Origin of the sequence: Nonomuraea endophytica (assembly GCF_014203235.1) — a bacterium.
GTDB classification, from domain to species: domain Bacteria; phylum Actinomycetota; class Actinomycetes; order Streptosporangiales; family Streptosporangiaceae; genus Nonomuraea; species Nonomuraea endophytica.
Genome location: NZ_JACHIN010000023.1, coordinates 33,758 through 50,707, shown reverse-complemented (window position 1 = coordinate 50,707; position 16,950 = coordinate 33,758). Strand labels below are relative to the sequence as shown.

Sequence of the window (16,950 nt, the reverse complement as noted above, 5' to 3'; positions counted from 1 at the left end):
GGGGCGCGCGACACCTGGGTCACGCGGTGACAGTGGCGGGCAGGGCCAGCAGGAGCTCGTGGGGCTCGCCGGTCTCCCAGTCGCGGATCAGCCGGGCCCCGGCCTCGCCGGGGTCGAAGTCCTCGCAGCCGAGCGGGCCGTAGCAGCCGGCCTTGTCGAGCATGGCGATCAACGGGTCGTCGTCGGGCAGGCTGGCCGCGTACGCGGCGGCGTCGAAGAGCGCGAGCGCGCCGCGGGCGTTCCTGCCGTCGTCGTTGGACTCCACCCGGTCGAGGCGGCGGCGCGCCTGCGAACGCAGATAGGCGGCGAGGGTTTCTGACCGGCTCACGGCAACCTTCTCAATCACTCACGTGTGGCTACGACATCATCACAAAGAGTAAGGGGTGATCGTGGGATGTTCGCCAACTCGGGTCTGCCGGGTACCCCGGAAACCATCAGGAAACGGGCGTGCGGCATCATCTGATTCATGAGTGAGTTCGACGACCTGCTGGCTGACAACGCCAAGTACGCCGCCGGCTTCACCGGCTCCGACCTCACCGGTCGCGCGGCCCGCGGGCTCGCGGTGGTGACGTGCATGGATTCGCGCATCGACCCTCTGGGGTTGCTCGGCCTGGTGCCGGGCGACGCCAAGATCCTGCGCAACGCCGGCGCCCGCGTCACCGACGACGTCCTGCGGACCCTGGTCCTGGCGGTCTTCCTCCTGGGCGTCGAGCGCGTCCTGGTGATGCCGCACACCGACTGCGGCATGTCCAAGGTCTCCGACAACGACGTGCACGCCCTCGCCCAGCGGCAGGGCGTGGACACGCGCAGCCTGGAGTTCCACACCGTCCCCGACCAGCAGGCGGCCCTGCGCCACGACCTGACCCGGATCAGGACCACCCCGTTCTTCCCGCACCCGCTGCCGGTGGGCGGAGCGATCTACGACGTCCACACCGGGAAGTTGCAGCCCGTGGAGCTCTGACCTGGACAAATGCCCTATTCGACCGCTACGGCATGTCCTACCGGACAAAGATCGCCGGATGCGCTCGAATAGGGATCATGTTTGATCCGGACCCGCTGATCGTGGCCCATCGAGGCGCTCCCAAGGTGGCGCCGGAGAACACTTTGGCCGCCTTCCGCGCCGCCGGCACCGCCGGTGCCGATCTCTACGAGCTGGACGTCCACCAGACCCGGGACGGCCACCTCGTGGTCATCCACGACGCGTCGCTGGCCCGCACCACCGACGTCGAACAGGTCTTCCCCGACCGCGCCCCGTGGCGGGTGCGGGACTTCACGCTGGAGGAGATCACCAAGCTGGACGCCGGGTCCTGGTTCGACCAGAAGTTCGCCGGGGAGCGGGTGCCGACGCTGCGCGGCGTGCTGGAGGCCATGAAGGACGGCCCCGGGCTGCTGCTGGAGGTCAAGCACCCCGAGGACGCGCCCGAGGTGGCCGAGCGCCTGGCCGGGCTGATGGCGCTCGCGCCGCCGCTGACGATCGTGCAGAGCTTCGACTGGCAGTTCATCAAGAGGTTCCAGGCCAGGGGCGAGCGGGCGGTCCTCAGCAGGTCGCCGGCCGAGGCCGAGCTGACCGACATCGCCGAGTACGCCGAGTACGTGAGCGTCAAACACCGCGCCATGACCCCCGCCTACGTGCGCCGGGCGCACCGGCTCGGTCTCAAGGTGCTGGCCTTCACCGTGAACCGGCGCCCGGCCCTGCGCCGGGTCGTCGCGGCCGGAGTCGACGGGCTGATCACCAACCGGCCCAAGGCGCTGCGGCGGGCGCTGGAGACCCACGTGTGCTTCACCGCGCCGCCCGAACTGGTGTCCATGACGAACCGGCCGCCGGGCGGCCGGCGGGCCTGCCCGCCACCGGCGCCCGCTCCCACGGCTCCGGCGCCTGCTCCCACTCCCGTGGTGGGGACCGGGTTGCCGCTGGTGACCAGGCCTGTCGTGCCCTTGCTCTGACCACTTGGGGGGCCGGCGGGACGCGCGTCACGGCGGCCCGCCCCGTCTCGCCGGAGGAGCGTCTCCCTGGACGGGGGCCCGCCCCGTGCGGCGGGTGGGGTGGGAGGGCTGGGCCGTAATGAGGAGTCGATGTGATTTCGTCGGCGCGTACTGGTAACAAGGACAGCATGTTTGACGACACCGCCGCGCTGCGCGAAGAGGCCGAAGAGCGACTCAGGGCGCTCGCCGGCGACCACGCGCGCCTCAGGGACGACCAGTGGTCCGCCATCGAGGCGCTCGTCGTCGACCGCAGGCGGGTGCTGGTCGTCCAGCGCACCGGCTGGGGCAAGTCGGCGGTCTACTTCGTCGCCACCGGGCTGCTGCGCGACCTCGGCGAGGGGCCCACGGTCATCGTCTCGCCGCTGCTGGCGCTCATGCGCAACCAGATCGCCGCCGCCGAGCGGGCCGGGATCAGGGCCGTCACCATCAACTCCGCCAACCCGGAGGAATGGGGCCGGATTTACGAGCAGGTCGCCGACGGCCTGGTCGACGTGCTGCTGGTCAGCCCGGAACGGCTCAACAACCCCGACTTCCGCGACAACGTGCTGCCCGAACTGGCCGAGAGCGCCGGGCTCGTCGTGGTCGACGAGGCCCACTGCATCTCCGACTGGGGCCACGACTTCCGGCCCGACTACCGGCGGCTGGCGACGTTGTTCGAAGAGCTGCCGCCCGGCATCCCGGTGCTGGCCACGACGGCTACCGCCAACGCGCGCGTGACCCGCGACGTCGCCGAGCAGATGGGCGAGCAGACCCTGGTGCTGCGCGGGCCGCTGGAGCGCGAGAGCCTCCACCTCGGCGTGGTCAAGCTGCCCACGGCCGAGCAGCGGCTGGCCTGGCTGGCGCAGACCCTCCACGAGCTGCCCGGCTCCGGCATCGTCTACACGCTGACCGTCGCCGCCGCCCACGAGATCGCCGGCTACCTGCGCGAGCAGGGCCACGAGGTGGCCGCCTACTCCGGCCAGACCGATCCGGCCGAGCGCCTGGCGGCCGAAGAGGCGCTGCTCACCAACAAGATCAAGGCGCTGGTCGCCACCAGCGCGCTCGGCATGGGCTTCGACAAGCCCGACCTGGGCTTCGTCATCCACGTCGGCGCGCCGCAGTCGCCCGTCGCCTACTACCAGCAGGTCGGCCGGGCCGGGCGCGGCGTCGAGCGGGCGGAGGTCATCCTGCTGCCCGGCACCGAGGACCGCGACATCTGGGCCTACTTCTCCTCGCTGGCCTTCCCGCCCGAGCAGCAGGTACGCGCGACGCTGGCCGCGCTGGAGGAGAGCGGAGGCGTGCTGTCCACGCCCGCGCTGGAGAGCCGGGTCGACCTCAGCCGCAGCCGCCTGGACATGATGCTGAAGGTCCTCGACGTCGACGGCGCCGTGCACCGGGTCAAGGGCGGCTGGGAGGCCACCGGCGAGCCCTGGGACTACGACGCCGAGCGCTACTCCCGCATCTCCGCCGAGCGCAAGGCCGAGCAGGACGCCATGCTCGCCTACCAGAGCACCGGCGAGTGCCGCGAGGAGTTCCTGCGCAAGCTGCTCGACGACGAGGCCGCCAAGCCGTGCGGGCGCTGCGACAACTGCACCGGGCAGCACCGCTCGGCCGAGATCGGCGCCCAGGCGGTCGAGACCGCCCGCCAGCGGCTCGGGCGGCCCGGCGTGGAGATCGAGGCGCGCAAGCAGTGGCCGACCGGCCTGTCCGACCTGTCCGGGCGGATCAAGCCCGAGCTGGGCGCCGAGCCGGGGCGGGCACTCGGGCGGCTGACCGACATCGGGTGGGGCAACCGGCTGCGCGAGCTGTTCGCCGGAGGCGACGCGGCGGTCTCCGACGAGATGTTCAAGGCCGTGGTGCAGGTGCTGGCCGCGTGGGAGTGGCGTGAGCGGCCGGTGGCCGTGGTCAGCGTGCCGTCGGCCTCGCGGCCGGCGCTGGTGCGCGGGTTCGCCGAACGGCTGGCGCAGGTCGGCCGGCTCACCTACCTGGGCGAGCTGGGCTACCGCGCGGGGTCGCCGGGCAGCCAGTTCAACAGCGCCAAGCGGGTGCAGGCGATCCGGGCGACGCTGGCGATGCCCAAGGAGCTCGGGGCCGCGATCGCCGCGTGCGGCGGTCCCGTGCTGCTGGTCGACGACCGGGTCGACACCGGCTGGACCGTGACCCTGGGCGCCGCCCTGATCCGCCACGCCGGCGCCCCGGCCGTGCTGCCGTTCGTCCTGGCCACCACGTCCTAGGCACGCCCCGCTGTCGCCGGGGCAGCGCTTTAGGCGCGCCCCGCAGTGGCCAGGGCGGCGCTCCTAGGCGCGCCCGGCGGTGGCCAGGGCGGCGCGGGAGCGGGCGATCTCCTTGAGCGTGCGCACCCGCCAGGTCGGCTCGCCCAGGGGGCCGAGCAGGGCGGCGCAGCTCAGGAAGTGGCCGAGGGCGGCCTGCTCGTCCCCGCGCCACCGGCAGGTCTCGCCGAGCGCGAACTCGGTCAGCGCCTCCCCGTGCACGTCCCCGGCCGCGGCGAACATCCTGCCGCACTCGGCCAGCATCTCCGTGGCCTGCTCGAAGTGGCCGAGCGCCGCGTGCGCCTCGCCCAGGCGGCGCAGCGTCATGCGCTCACCCTTGGCCCAGTCGAGCTCGCGGGCCAGGCGCAGGCTCTCCTCGTAGTGCTCGATGGCGCACTCGACCTGGCCCATCTCGAAGCGGGCGATGCCGAGGCCGCGCAGGAGTTCGGCGTGGTACTGGGCGTTCTGGGCGCCGCCGGTCAGCACGAGGCCCAGTTCGCACACCTCGGCAGCCTCGGCCCAGCGGGCCTGGTGCAGGTGGATGACGGACATGGCGATCCAGGCGTTGGCCAGGCCGTTGGTGTCGCCGTACTCGAGGAAGCGGTCGGCGGCGAGGGTGGTGTGGGCGAGCGCGCGGCCGAGGTCGCCCGCGGCGGCGGCGCAGGTGCCGAGCATGGTGAGGGCGTAGGCGGCCTCGTGCTGGTCGCCGTCGGCTTCGGAGGCGGCCAGGAGTTCGCGTAGTTCGGCCATGACCTCGCGGGGGCGGCCCCGGTCGAGGTCGACGTCGACGCGCATGAGCCGCAGGCGGCGGGCGGTCTTGCGGTCGGCGACCGCGCTGACGGCGCTGAGCAGGCGGTCGGCGTCGTCGTGGAAGCCGCGGATGGTCAGGAACGGCGTGATCACCTCGGCCAGCCGGGCGGCCATGGGCGGGGCGGCGGCCTGCGCTACGGCCAGCAGCGTCTTGCGCTCGGCCAGCAGCCAGGCGCGGCGGCGCGGCCCGGCGGGCGGGGTGCGGGGCAGCGCGTCCGGCGCCGGGGGCACCAGGGGCAGCGGCAGCTCGGTGGTGGCGGCCATCAGGCGCTCCAGCGACTCCTGCGACAGGCGGCGCAGGGCGTCGGCCTGCCCGTCCACGGCCAGTTCCCTGGCGAAGTCGCGCAGCAGGTCGTGCATCCGGTAGCGGGCCTGCCCGGCGCCGTCGATCTCGCTGGCGGTGATCAGGCCGGCGGTGGCGAGGTCCTCGACGGCCTGGTCGGCCAGGCGGGGCGGCTGGCCGAGCAGCGCCCGCATCGACCAGTCGGCCACGCTGTCCAGCCCGGTCACCCCGAACATCAGGAACGCCCGCCGGGCCGCTGCCGACAGCGGCGCGAACCCCATCGCGTACGTGCTGCGCACATCGAGGCGGCCGTAGCGCAGCTCGTCGAGGCTGGCCGAGGCGATGCGCTCGGCGAAGTCGGTCAGCGACCACGCGGGCCGGGTGGCCAGGCGCGCCCCGGCGATGCGGATGGCCAGCGGCAGCCGCCCGCAGACCCGCACGATCGTCTCGGCCGAGTCCGGGGCGGCGGCGACGCGGTCGCGCCCGGCGATCCCCGCCAGCAGCCGCCGCGCCTCCTCGAACGGCAGCACCTCCAGCGGCACCGCCGTCGCGCCGGGCAGCGCCGCCAGCGGGCCGCGGGAGGTGACGATCACCGCGCTGCGCGGCGTGCCCGGCAGCAGGTGCTGCACCTGAAGCTCGTCGCGGGCGTCGTCGAGCACGACCAGCACCGCCCGGTCGGCGACCCGCGCCCGGTACATCGCCGCACGGTCCTCCGTCGCCGCCGGCAGCATCTCGCCGTCGACGCCGAGCGCCTTGAGCAGCTCGGCAAGGGCGTCGCCGGGGTCCATGCCGCCGAGCCTGGCGAACAGCTGCCCGTCCGGATAGCGCTCACGCACCCGATGAGCCGCGTGTACGGCAAGCGTGCTCTTGCCCGTCCCCGGCGGCCCGGAGACGACGACGATGGCCGGGGCGGAGCCGCCCGTGCCCAGGGCGCAGGTCACGGTGGTCAGCTCGGCCGCCCGGCCCACGAAGTCGCCCAGGTCGGCGGGGAGCTGGCACAGGCCGGTCCAGGCGGGGGCGGCCCGCCGTACCGGAGGGTGGGCCTGGTCGCCGGCGAGCAGCGCGCCGTGCAGCTCGCGCAGTTCGGGGCCCGGCTCCACGCCGAGCTCGTCGACGAGGACCTTGCGGGCGCGCATGTAGGCGTCGAGCGCCTCGGCCCGGCGGCCGGCGCCGTGCAGGGCGAGCATGAGCTGGCGCCAGGGGCGTTCGCGCAGGGGGTCGGACTCCAGCTGGGCGTACAGCTCGGTGATCAGCTCCTGGTGGAGGCCGAGCGCGAGCCGTACGTCTGTCCAGTCGGCGCGGGCGCGGTCGGCCTGCTCCTCCAGCTCGGCGATGCGGGCGGCGAGGGTGCGTGCCAGCGGCGCGTCCTCGGCGGGGCGGCCGCGCCACAGCCGGAAGGCGTGCTGGAACTCCCCGTGCGCGGCGGCCAGGTCGTCGCGGGCGGCGAGCTCACGGGCCGCCCGCACGGCTTCGCCGAAGGCCAGCAGGTCCAGCCGGCCGGAATCGGCGTGCAGGCGGTAGCCGGGCTCGCACGTCTCCACGTCGATGGCGGCGCGGCGGATCTGGGAGACGTAGGTCTGCAGGTTGGACACGGCCGAGCGCGGCGGCCGCTCCCAGACGGCGGCGATGAGCCGGTCCCTGGAGACGATCTGGTTGGGGTGCAGGAGCAGCGCGCTGAGCACGGCGCGGGGCTTGCGGCGGAGCTGCACGGAGCCGCTGTCGCCGGAAATGAGAAGAGGTCCGAGGATACCGAATTCCACATGAACCTCCAGTTATAGAGGGGTCAGTGGTGACTTTATGGCGTTTTTGTGGCGCTGCACAGGACTCTTGATCACGTAGAGACGCGGGGAAGGGAGGTTCGCATGAAGATCGAGGTTCGCAAGGTCGAGGCCGTCAAGGCCACCGTCAAGGACGCCTGATTCACCGGGATCGGGCGAGGACGGTGCTACCTCGCCCGATCCGCTCCGACCGTCCTTCGAGGAGAGGCTGTGCGAGTCGTTCTGAAGGAATGCGCCTGGGAGTCCCTGGGCGAGGATCTCGTCCTGGTACACGATCCCCGGGAGGCGCTGACGCTCGCCGACCCCGGCGGCCAGGTCGCCGCCCTCCTCGACGAACTGGCCAAGGGCCCCGCCACCGCCGCCGGGCTGTCGGCCGCGCTGCGGGCGCGTGGCGTCGAGCTGAGCGAGGACGACGTCGCCGACGGACTCGACGGGCTCGACTCGCTCGGGCTGCTGGAGGACGCAGCTGAACGCTGGCTCGGCGACCCCGAAGCCGACGAACGCCACTTCTCCACCATGACCTTCCTGGGCGCCTTCTCCGGCCTGCGCGTGTCCAGGGCCGAGATGATGCGCAAGCTGCGCCGTTCCCACGTGCTGGTGCTCGGGGCCGGCGGCGGGGGATCCTCGGTCGTGCAGTCGCTGGCCGGCCTCGGCGTCGGCAAACTGACCATCGTCGACCGCGACGACGTCGCCCCGCGCAACTTCGCCCGCCAGTTCCTCTACCGCCACGCCGACATCGGCAGGTCCAAGGTCGAGCGGGCCGCGGAGTGGGTGCGCGAGTACGACCCCGCCATCGAGGTACGCGCCGTCGACCGGTGGATCGCCGGACCCGAGGACCTCAAGGACCTCACCGACGGCGTCGACCTCATCGCGGGCGGCCTGGACGGCGAACCCGGCGCCCACCTGTGGGTCAACGAGGCGGCCCTGCGCGCCGGCATCCCGCTCGTGGGCGGCGGCATGGGCCGTACGCAGCTGATGTACTGCTCCGTCGACCCCGGCACGAGCCCGTGCCTGCTGTGCGACGAGTCCGACCGGCCCGATCCCAGCTCACCCACCTCCGGCGGCGTCGCCCAGCGGCTCAGCCAGGGGCTCCAGCTCAACAACGCGCTCATCGGCCCCATCGCCGCGCAGATGGGCTCACTCATCGCCTACGAGGCACTGCGCTACCTGACCGGATTCGAGCCGCCTCGGGCCGCGGGGGCGCGCGTGATGCTCGACCTCAGGACCGGCCTGGTGCCGGTGTGGGAACCCTTCCCGACCGATCCCGACTGTCCGGCCTGCGCGCTCGCCCCGCGGAGAGGCACCCCATGACCCAGACCGTACGGCTGCGCCCGCTGAGCCTCGTCGAGGAAGGCGAGGAGGTCCTGGTCGGCGACCCCGAGTCCGGCACCTTCATCACCATCCCCGCGGTCGGCGGCGTCGTCATCACCGCCCTGCAGCGCGGTGCCACCACCGAGGAGGCCGCGCGGGAGGCCGAGGCGTTCGCCGGCGAACCCGTGGACGTACCCTCCTTCGTCGAAGTCCTGCAAGAACTCGGCTTCGTCGACGACGGCGAACAACAGGAGGCGCCCAAGACCGCCCCCATCCAGGGCAGACGCTGGCTCGCCGGAGTGCGAGAGGAGCACGTCAGGCCGTTCTTCGGCCCGGTCGCCTGGACGATCTACGCCGCCTGCGCGGTGTTCTGCCTGGCCGTCTTCGTTCTCGAACCTCGCCTCTTCCCCAAGCCGGGCGAGGACGCGTTCGTGATGGCCGACATCGGGCTGAGCGCGCTGCTGCTGGTGCCGTTCTCGATGGCGTCGATGGCGCTGCACGAGGCCGGGCACTGGCTGGCCGCGCGGGCGATCGGCATCAGGTCCCGCTTCGGCGTGGACCGGCGCATGATGCTGCTGGTCTTCGAGACCGACCTCACCCAGGTGTGGAGCGTGCCCCGGCGGCGGCGCTACGGGCCGCTGCTCGGCGGCATGGCCATCGACGTCGTCACCCTGGCCATCCTGCTCGGCATCCGGCTGACCGGCCCGCCGGAGCCGGTCGACGCCACTCTCGCCGTCTGGGTCTTCGTGAAGCTCACCGGCCTGCTCTGGCAGTGCATGATCTTCATGCGCACCGACCTCTACGCCGTCCTCGTCAACTGGCTCGGCTGCCGCAACCTGTGGGAGGTCAAGTCGCTCATGCTGCGGCGGGCCTTCGGCCGGCTGACCCCGGCCCAGGCCGAGGAACTGGCCGCCGCCGCCCCGGCCGACATCCGCGCCGCCAAGTGGTTCCGGTGGGTGTGGCTGGCCGGGTTCGCCGGGGTGCTGGCCTGGTTCTGGTTCCTGCTGCTGCCGGTCGTCGTCACCGTCCTGGAATGGACCGCCGAGGGGCTCGCGCTCGGCCCGCTCACCGCGACGTTCTGGTACCGGCTCCTCTGCGCCACGCTGCTGCTCGGCCCCGAGACGCTCGCCGCCGCGATGGCCGTGGTCCACTGGGCAGGACGGCTCAGGGCCGCGCGGGGACGGGCGAGAGTGCCACAGCCACAGGAAGGCTGAGGCCCTCAGGGTCCAGGCCCAGCGTGACCAGGCCCCGGCGAACGCCGGGGCGCGGCTCGGGTTCCTCAGGGAAGAGCGTTCTGGCAGAGGCGAACAGCGCCAGCCGCGGCCTGCCCCGCGACCCGCTGTGCCAGGCGACGCTCAGCCCGAGCCGCCGGCCGCGCAGGCGGCCGAGCCCGCCCGGGAGGTGTTCCTCCAGGGCGCGCACGGCCGCCTCGTGGCCGCTCTCCAGCAGCACCGGCAGCAGATCCAGCGGGTCCTCCAGCATCGGCAGCCGGAAGTACAGCTCCGTCTTGCCCGTCTTGGGCTCCGCCCCGGCCATGCGCGGGCGGGCGCCCACCGGCAGCCTCGCCACCACCGCCGCGATCGGCTCCGGCATGGGGTACGGCGGGCCGTCCGCGAGTTCCGCGTACACCTTGAGCCGCCCGTCGGGCTTGCCCCCGATCCACGCGCCGAACCTGGCCGACGCCACCGGACCCGGCAACGGCTCCAGACAGGGCTGCCCGGCCTCCTCCAGCACGCGCAGCACCTCCCCGAGCCGGTCGGAGTCGGGGAACTCCGGCGGCGCCACCTCCGCCGCCCAGCTCAGCCCGTCGGGTCCCGGCGTCAGCTCCACCGGGCAGCCCGAGGGCGTCAGGCGGCTCCACCGCCACATCACCTCCGGCCAGCGGCCGGCCGCCAGCCGGTCGAGGACGTCGTCCAGCGGCGGCGGCAGGTCGTGGCCGGCGATCGCGCGCAGTTCCGCTTTCACAGGTGGATCCCGATCAGGGTGTCCACGCCCCGGACCTGCGGGTGGCGGATCAGCGCGCCGTCCTGGCGGATGATCGTGATCTGGTGGCGGAACTCGCGCCGGCCGGGGTCGATGAGCGCGACGCGCAGGGGCAGCGGGCTCACCGCGGCGCCGGGGACCTCCAGGCGGGCGCGCCGGTGGTAGTTGTTGGCCGGGTCGTCGTACTCCACCTCCAGGAAGGCCATCCTGACCGTGCCCGGCTCGAACAGGGGCAGGGCGAGGATGTCGAGGGAGTCGGGGAAGGGGTCGTTGACCGGCAGGAAGGAGGCGTCGCCGGAGAAGGCCGGGGTGACGCGGGTGGTGCCGTCGCTCAGGTGGTGGGTGAGCTGGGCGGTCCACGACCGCTCCGCGGGCCTGGTCAGGCGCAGGCGCCACTGCTGGGCGACGTCCTTCGGGCGGACGCGGAAGATGTCGCGGCGCTGGAAGGTGTGGCCGTCGTCGTAGCGCAGGTCCACGTCCACGGCGTCGACGATGCCGGGGTCGATGCGGTTCGGGAAGATCTCCAGCTTGAGGAAGCCGAGGTCGTCCTGGGGGTCGGCCTTGAGCGTGCGGTCCTTGGTACGGCGGGGCGGGACCTGGTAGGACAGCTTCTCGCCGATCCAGCCGGAGTTGGCGTGGAAGTGGTGCTCCATGCCGACGGTGAAGTCGAGGTCGCGGGCGGCGTTCAGGAACGTGGTGAAACGGGCCGGTCCAGGGGCGGCCTGGGTGAGGCGGAAGTCCTCGGGGCCGTCGCCGCCGTACTCGATGGCCACGTCGGTGGCGAACAGGCCGATGTCGGCGAAGTTCACGGGTGTGGCCACGTCGACGTCGATCTTCTTGAAGAAGGAGTCGGCCAGGTCGACCTTGAGGAAGTACGAAGATTTGTCGGCCAGGTCGTCGAGCAGGAGGCCGACGAAGCCCTGCGGGGCGTAGGTGCGCTTGACGGCCTTGCGGCGTTCGAAGACGAGGGTGACCTTCTTGCGTTCCTCCTGACGGAGGACCTTGAGCTTGAAGGAGACCAGCGCCGGGATCGACGCCCCGGCACTCTCCTGGGGGCTGGGCGCACCCCCCGGCGGCGGAGGTGGCGGTGGCGGCGGCGTCCCCCCGGGCGGACTGCCCCCAGGAGGGCTGCCCCCGGGCGGGCTGCCCCCGGGCGGGCTGCCCCCAGACGGACTGCCTCCGGGTGGCGTGCCTCCAGGAGGGCTCCCTCCAGGAGGGCTGCCTCCGGGCGGGCTGCCTCCGGGCGGGTGGCCGCCCGGCGGAGTGCCCCCGGGCGGGGTGCCGCCTGGGGGAGTGCCTCCGGGTGGTGTTCCCCCAGGTGGGGTGCCTCCTCCGGATGGGCTTCCTGGTTTGATGAGCTTCTTGGCCCGCTCGAAGATGGCGTCCAGCCCCTCCGGCTGCGTCGGGCCCTGCAGCTTGCCCAGCGACAACGACGGCTCGAACCACTTCGACAGCAGGTCGGTCTTGAAGAAATCCAGCGCCCACTTCTCGGCCTGGTCCCCGGTCCCCTCGAAGTCGATCACCTTGATCTTGATGGCCCCGTTCGCGACCAGTTCCTCGAACCCGGCGTCGATCCCCACCCGCAGCCAGTAGATCTGCGCCTCCAGCCCGGCGGAGAAATGCGTGTAGACCCGGTCAAGGTCCGCGGTGATCTCCACGTGCAGGTCCGGGGTCAGCGCCGAGTACGTCAGGTCGTAGACCACCCCGATCGGCGTCAGCCCGTTGGCGAAGGCCGCCTCCAGGATCGTCGCCCCGGCCTCGTCCAGCACCAGCGAGAAGGCCGCCGTCTCCTCCCCGACCAGCGACGGCTTGGCCGCCCCCATGATCCGCGTCACCGGCGCGAACGCCCCGGGCGGCGCGGTGGTCCCGCCGGGTCCCTCCAGGTTCAGCGCCAGGCACCGCACGCTGCCGGACTCCACCGGCGCCGCCGCCAGCCGGGGGTTCGGCGCCAGCGCCTGCGCCTGACCCATGATCTTGCTCCGGGTGGCCGCGGGCAGGCTCACCGCCGTCTCCAGCATGAGGAAGCCGCCGCCCTCGATCCCCGCGTCCTTCACGTCGGGCCGGTACTGCAGGAAGCTGAACGCCGCCCGCCCGTCCGACCGGGTACGCAGCACCACCTCCGTCGCCAGATACCAGAACTGGTCCGGATCGGCATGGTCGCGGAACACAGTGACCCCGTCGACCTCGAACGTCTGCGACCCAAGCTGCAACATCCCGACCTCCAGGTCAGACGACGACGGCGTCGGTGTCGTGCACCTGCCAGTCGCGCGTGGACTTGAGCCCGTTGGTGAAGAAGCGCTCGACCCTGAGCTCGTAGAAGTCGTCCGCCTGGGTGGTGAACTCGTAGTCGAAGACGGCGCTGGCGCCGCCCGACTCGAAGGTGAACGCGTCGGAGAACCCGCCGGGCGTCCTGGCCGCCACCTCGATCCGCTTGACGCCGTCGAAGTCGCCGGGCGCCCGCACCGCGATCGCCCGCTGGCCGCGCGGGCCGACGAAGATCTGGGAGCGCAGGGTGCTGGAGCGCGGCGCCTTGACCACGCTGCCGTCGCGCATCAGCATCGTGACCCGGTATGCGACCCGCTCGACCGTCACGTCCAGGCGGTCGGCGACGAACTGCCTCGGCTGCTGCCCCTGCACCAGTTCGATCGAGTCGCCGATCCGGATGCCGTTGGCCGGGTCCTCGTACGACAGGTCGACGAAGGCCCGTTCCACCCGCGTCCAGTCCAGGACGGGCGTCAGCGTCACCCGCAGCCGGGCGGGGAACGGGTCGGGCACGTCGATGAGCGGCTGGGTGACCGGCGCGAGCGGCGTGACCCGGTCGCGGTTGTCGGCGGCCCGGTAGGTGATCCGCGCCATGACCGGCCCGGCGGGCTCGCCGACCAGGAACCGCTCCCAGTTGTCCGACGGGTGGCCCTGCGTGAGCTGCAGGACGTCGTGCTGGCGGATGCCGTGGCCCGGGTCGTCGTAGCGCAGTTCCACCTGGACGAGCGGGTAGCGCTCCCACGGGAACGAGGCGCGGGTCAGCACCGGGATCTGCTCCTGGGCGAACAGCGCCCGCGGCTGGATCGGCGCCGTCTCGCCGGTGACCTGCGTCGTCTCCGACTCCAGCCGGTGCGGCCGCTCACCGGTCGGGTCGGGGTGGAGGTCCACGGCGAAGCGCAGGTCGACCGGTTCGATCAGCTTGCCGTCCTCGACGTGGGAGAGCCACTCGACGGTGTCCTCCTGACGGCCCTGGTCGAGGTGGACGCTCTTGACCTCGCCCCGGTAGGTGAGGAAGGCGGTCATCGACCGCACTGGGTCCTTGGCGAAGTCGGCGTGCGAGATGACCCTGACCCGGCGCCGCTGGAACCACGGATGGTCGGCGTTGATCACCTTGACGTGCTTGGCCCGGTCCACGCCGCCGCTCTCCCGGAACAACCCGCTCAGGTGCCCCTGCGGGTAGATCGTCCGGCGGACCGTGGAGCGTTCGGACATGTTCACGTCCAGGCGCTTGCGGTCGATCCGGGTGAAGTGCGTCTTCTTGTAGCTGAACACGCCCAGCGGGGTGCTGCGCGCGGGGGAGAACGAGCGGACCACCTCGCGGGCCCGGTCCCAGCCGTCGGGCGGCTCGCGCAGCGGGTCCAGCGAGCTCTCGAAGAACGCGTCGGTGATCATGTCACGGGCGCGGGCAGCGGCGGCGTCCCTGCGGGCGGCGAAGGTGCCGGAGTCGGTGTCCTCGGGGACCGTGGTGTCGACCTCGAACACGATCGCCCGCTGCTCCTCCAGCTTCTCCATGACGTCCTGGATCTGGAAGGAGGTGAACAGGCCCTCCTGGCCGAACGATTCGTCGAGGATCTCCTGGGTCCGGCTCCAGTCGATGCTCAGCCGTACGTGGTAGGCGGGGCGTAAGGCCAGGTAGTCGAGCTGGTAGACGACGCCGATGGGCGACAGCGCGAGCTCCATCGCCTGGTCGAGCAGTTCCACGCCGCGCGCGTCGAGCTCGACGGAGAAGGCCGCGTTGTTGTCGCCGAACAGTGACGGCTTGCCGCCGTGCCTGATCGCCTTGACGAAGGATCCGCCGCTCCCGCCGCTCTGCTGGCCGAACAGCATGAGCGTGACGCCGCCGTCGAAGACCGGCAGCGGCGCCAGGCTCGGCTCGGCCGCCAGCCCGGCCAGCCGCTTGACCTCCGCGCGTACCTGCCCGAACTGCTGAGGGCTCAGCCCGAGGTGCACGTCGAAGTCGGCGAAGCCGCCCGTCCCCGAGGTGGAGAAGAACTTCAGCAGGCTGAACGCCGGCACGCCGCCCTCCATCCGGAAGGAGGGCGACAGCGGCAGGTAGTAGAACTGGCGCGGGTCGACGTGGTCCCGCATCACGGTGACACCGTCGATCATGAAGTACGGCGGAGCCTCGATGATCATGGCAGTTCCACGACCAGCTTCTCGTCGTCCACCGGCTCCGGCGACCTGTCGGTGATCGGGTCCCCGGTCTCCATGAAGAACTTCGCGAACCAGCGGTACTCCTTCTTCTCCCCGTCCGGCAGCGCCAGCTCCCAGGTCCGCTCGGTGGCCTCGCCCTTGCGGAAGACGAACGTCTCGCTCTCGGCCCCGTGGGTCAGCTCCACCGTCGCCAGCTTGACCCTGGTCCAGTCGATGAGGTCGGGCAGCACGGTGACGCTCAGGATGTTGGCCTGCTCGCCGACCACCAGCGTCCGCTCGGTCAGCACCTTCGGGCCGGGGTCGGAGACGCGCCCGTCGCGGAAGGTGGTGATCGCCCGGTAGGTCAGCTTGCCGTTCGCCTCGTCGATGACGGGGAAGGTGACGTTGACCCCCCGGTTGCCCTTGTCGATGATCACCGACGGGGTCTGCTGGAAGGCGTTGCCCGTCTCGCTGTAGTCGAAGTCGATGAAGATCGTGTCGATGGAGCGCTCGAAGTCGCCCCGGCTGCGTACCTGGATGGTCTTGTTGGCGGAGAACGGGTCGTCCACGATGAACGTCTTGTCGGTCAGCCCGGCCAGTTCGCGGACGAACTCCCTGCCGTCCTTCATGAAGTACTTCAGCGACCCGCCATACGGCTGCGCGGGCTGCAGCAGCACCGCCTTGACGCTCTGCTTGGTGAAGTTCTTGTCGATCTGGAACGTCTTCGCCGGCCGGTCGCCCGGCGCGATCTCCGGGTGCCGCAGCGTCAGGACGGCCTTGGTGACCTGGTCGAAGTTCATGTCGCCGATCTCGACGTCGACCATCCAGAGCCCGAGGTCATCGATGTTGATCTTAAGGTCGTCGCCCTCGTGGTCGATGAGCGGGCTGGTGAACGTACGGCTCTCGCCCTTGTAGTTGACGACGTAGCGGTACTTGAACTTCTTCGGCTGCCCGTCGAGGAACGCGTCGAACTTGCCCACGTCGTCGGCCTTCTTGAACGTGAAGGTCCTGACCCCGTGCTGGGCGGTGTGTGGCGGGAAGTCGATGGTCACGTCCACGCTGAAGATCGGCAGCACCTCGAACTCGGCGTTGACCTGGATGGTGAGGTTGAGCTGGCGCAGGAACGGATGGTCGGCCGGCACCTCCTGGGAGAAGTCCTTGAAGTCCAGCCCCATCTCGGCGATCGACTTCACGTTGGCCTGCGGGCCCTTGGTCACGGTCGTGACCTGCTTCTCCCTGAACTGGATGAACACGTCCGACGACTTGTTGACCATGACGCTGCGCTTGATGTTCTCGAAGTCGGCGTCACGGACCTTGGAGAAGTCGCGGCTCTCGGGCGGGATGGCCTCGATGAGATTGCGCTTGATGGCCTCGTCGAGGTGCTGGGTCATCATCTCCCTGACCGTGCCGAGTACCGGGTGGTCGCTCGGCAGCACGCCGGGGTCGATGTCCACGACGCGCGACTCGGAGTTGATGAAGATCTCGTCGACGCTCTCGGTGAAGTCGTCCTCGGACCAGAAGTTCTCCTCGAAGTCGACCTGCTGGACGAAGCTGTAGAACTTGCTGGCCGTCCAGTGGCCCGTGGCCCTCACCTCGGGCAGCCGCGCGGCGAACGACAGGTCGTAGGTGACCTTCACGCCGCCGGCGCCCCCGGTCTTCATCGCGCCCTCGAAGATCGCCGCGCCGAACTCGGTCAGCTCGGCCGAGATGGCCACGATGTTGTTGCCGTACATGGACGGCTTGCCCGCGTGGTTGACACGCTGGACCAGGTTGCCGGAGTTGGCGAGCATGTCCACGGTGACGGAGCCGGCGGTGAACTCCGGCTTGCTCAGGACGATCGCCTTCGGATCCACGGGCTGGGCGCCGGGGCCGCGCTCGGCCGTGACCTTCTCGGCCAGCTCGACCGCGAGCGCGCTCATCTGGGTCGGGTTGAGCGCCAGTTCGACGTCCATGAACACCAGCGCCGCGCCGTTGGCCCCGTTGGGCAGGGGCTTGAGCGTCCGGTAGATCAGGTACTTGAAGACCGGCCGGCCGTTCTCCATCCGCATGGTCGGGTCTTCCGGCAGGACGTAGAACTTCAGCGGGTTGTCGCTGTCGCGGTAGACGGTGGCGTCGGCGGTCTGGATGGATTCGAGCAACAACAGCATGGACTTTCTCC

General features: G+C 71.5%; 11 protein-coding genes. 5 read left to right on the top strand and 6 right to left on the bottom strand.

Going from position 1 to position 16,950, the window contains the following annotated elements:
- Positions 1-19 precede the first annotated feature (19 nt).
- The gene (locus HNR40_RS49080; RefSeq protein ID WP_184974401.1) at positions 20-328 is read right to left on the bottom strand and encodes a hypothetical protein; all 309 of its coding nucleotides are present in this window, start codon (positions 326-328) and stop codon (positions 20-22) included.
- Between the two features lie 138 nt (positions 329-466).
- Here HNR40_RS49080 and HNR40_RS49075 point away from each other — a divergent pair, with 138 nt between their 5' ends.
- The 3 genes from HNR40_RS49075 to HNR40_RS49065 all read left to right on the top strand — a co-directional run bounded on the left by HNR40_RS49075 (position 467) and on the right by HNR40_RS49065 (position 4,196).
- Complete coding sequence (locus tag HNR40_RS49075; protein WP_184974399.1) at positions 467-961, top strand: beta-class carbonic anhydrase; 495 nt, start codon at positions 467-469, stop codon at positions 959-961.
- Between the two features lie 77 nt (positions 962-1,038).
- Positions 1,039-1,944: a glycerophosphodiester phosphodiesterase gene (locus tag HNR40_RS49070; RefSeq protein WP_184974397.1), complete on the top strand. Its 906-nt coding sequence runs from the start codon at positions 1,039-1,041 to the stop codon at positions 1,942-1,944.
- Positions 1,945-2,111: 167 nt separating this feature from the next.
- Positions 2,112-4,196 carry a RecQ family ATP-dependent DNA helicase gene (locus HNR40_RS49065; protein WP_184974395.1) on the top strand — a complete coding sequence of 695 codons (2,085 nt, stop codon included), beginning with the start codon at positions 2,112-2,114 and terminating at the stop codon, positions 4,194-4,196.
- Positions 4,197-4,259: 63 nt separating this feature from the next.
- On the opposite strand, the gene HNR40_RS49060 is transcribed toward HNR40_RS49065, so the two are convergent.
- Positions 4,260-7,085: an AfsR/SARP family transcriptional regulator gene (locus HNR40_RS49060; RefSeq protein WP_184974393.1), complete on the bottom strand. Its 2,826-nt coding sequence runs from the start codon at positions 7,083-7,085 to the stop codon at positions 4,260-4,262.
- 228 nt (positions 7,086-7,313) lie between these two features.
- Here HNR40_RS49060 and HNR40_RS49055 point away from each other — a divergent pair, with 228 nt between their 5' ends.
- On the top strand, positions 7,314-8,414 hold the full coding sequence (locus HNR40_RS49055; RefSeq protein WP_184974391.1) for a HesA/MoeB/ThiF family protein: 1,101 nt from the start codon (positions 7,314-7,316) through the stop codon (positions 8,412-8,414).
- Positions 8,411-9,628, top strand: coding sequence for a hypothetical protein (locus HNR40_RS49050; RefSeq protein ID WP_221341758.1), 1,218 nt, complete (start codon positions 8,411-8,413; stop codon positions 9,626-9,628). The genes HNR40_RS49055 and HNR40_RS49050 overlap by 4 nt, the downstream gene beginning before the upstream one ends.
- On the opposite strand, the gene HNR40_RS49045 is transcribed toward HNR40_RS49050, so the two are convergent.
- The 4 genes from HNR40_RS49045 to HNR40_RS49030 are packed head-to-tail and all read right to left on the bottom strand — an operon-like array spanning position 9,579 to position 16,939.
- Positions 9,579-10,379, bottom strand: coding sequence for a hypothetical protein (locus tag HNR40_RS49045; protein ID WP_184974389.1), 801 nt, complete (start codon positions 10,377-10,379; stop codon positions 9,579-9,581). The two genes, HNR40_RS49050 and HNR40_RS49045, sit on opposite strands and share 50 nt — an antisense overlap.
- Complete coding sequence (locus HNR40_RS56905; RefSeq protein WP_184974386.1) at positions 10,376-12,610, bottom strand: hypothetical protein; 2,235 nt, start codon at positions 12,608-12,610, stop codon at positions 10,376-10,378. The genes HNR40_RS49045 and HNR40_RS56905 overlap by 4 nt, the downstream gene beginning before the upstream one ends.
- 13 nt (positions 12,611-12,623) lie before the next feature.
- The gene (locus HNR40_RS49035) at positions 12,624-14,795 is read right to left on the bottom strand and encodes a hypothetical protein (RefSeq protein ID WP_184974384.1); all 2,172 of its coding nucleotides are present in this window, start codon (positions 14,793-14,795) and stop codon (positions 12,624-12,626) included.
- Positions 14,792-16,939, bottom strand: coding sequence for a hypothetical protein (locus HNR40_RS49030; protein WP_184974382.1), 2,148 nt, complete (start codon positions 16,937-16,939; stop codon positions 14,792-14,794). The genes HNR40_RS49035 and HNR40_RS49030 overlap by 4 nt, the downstream gene beginning before the upstream one ends.
- Between the last annotated feature and the right edge of the window lie 11 nt (positions 16,940-16,950).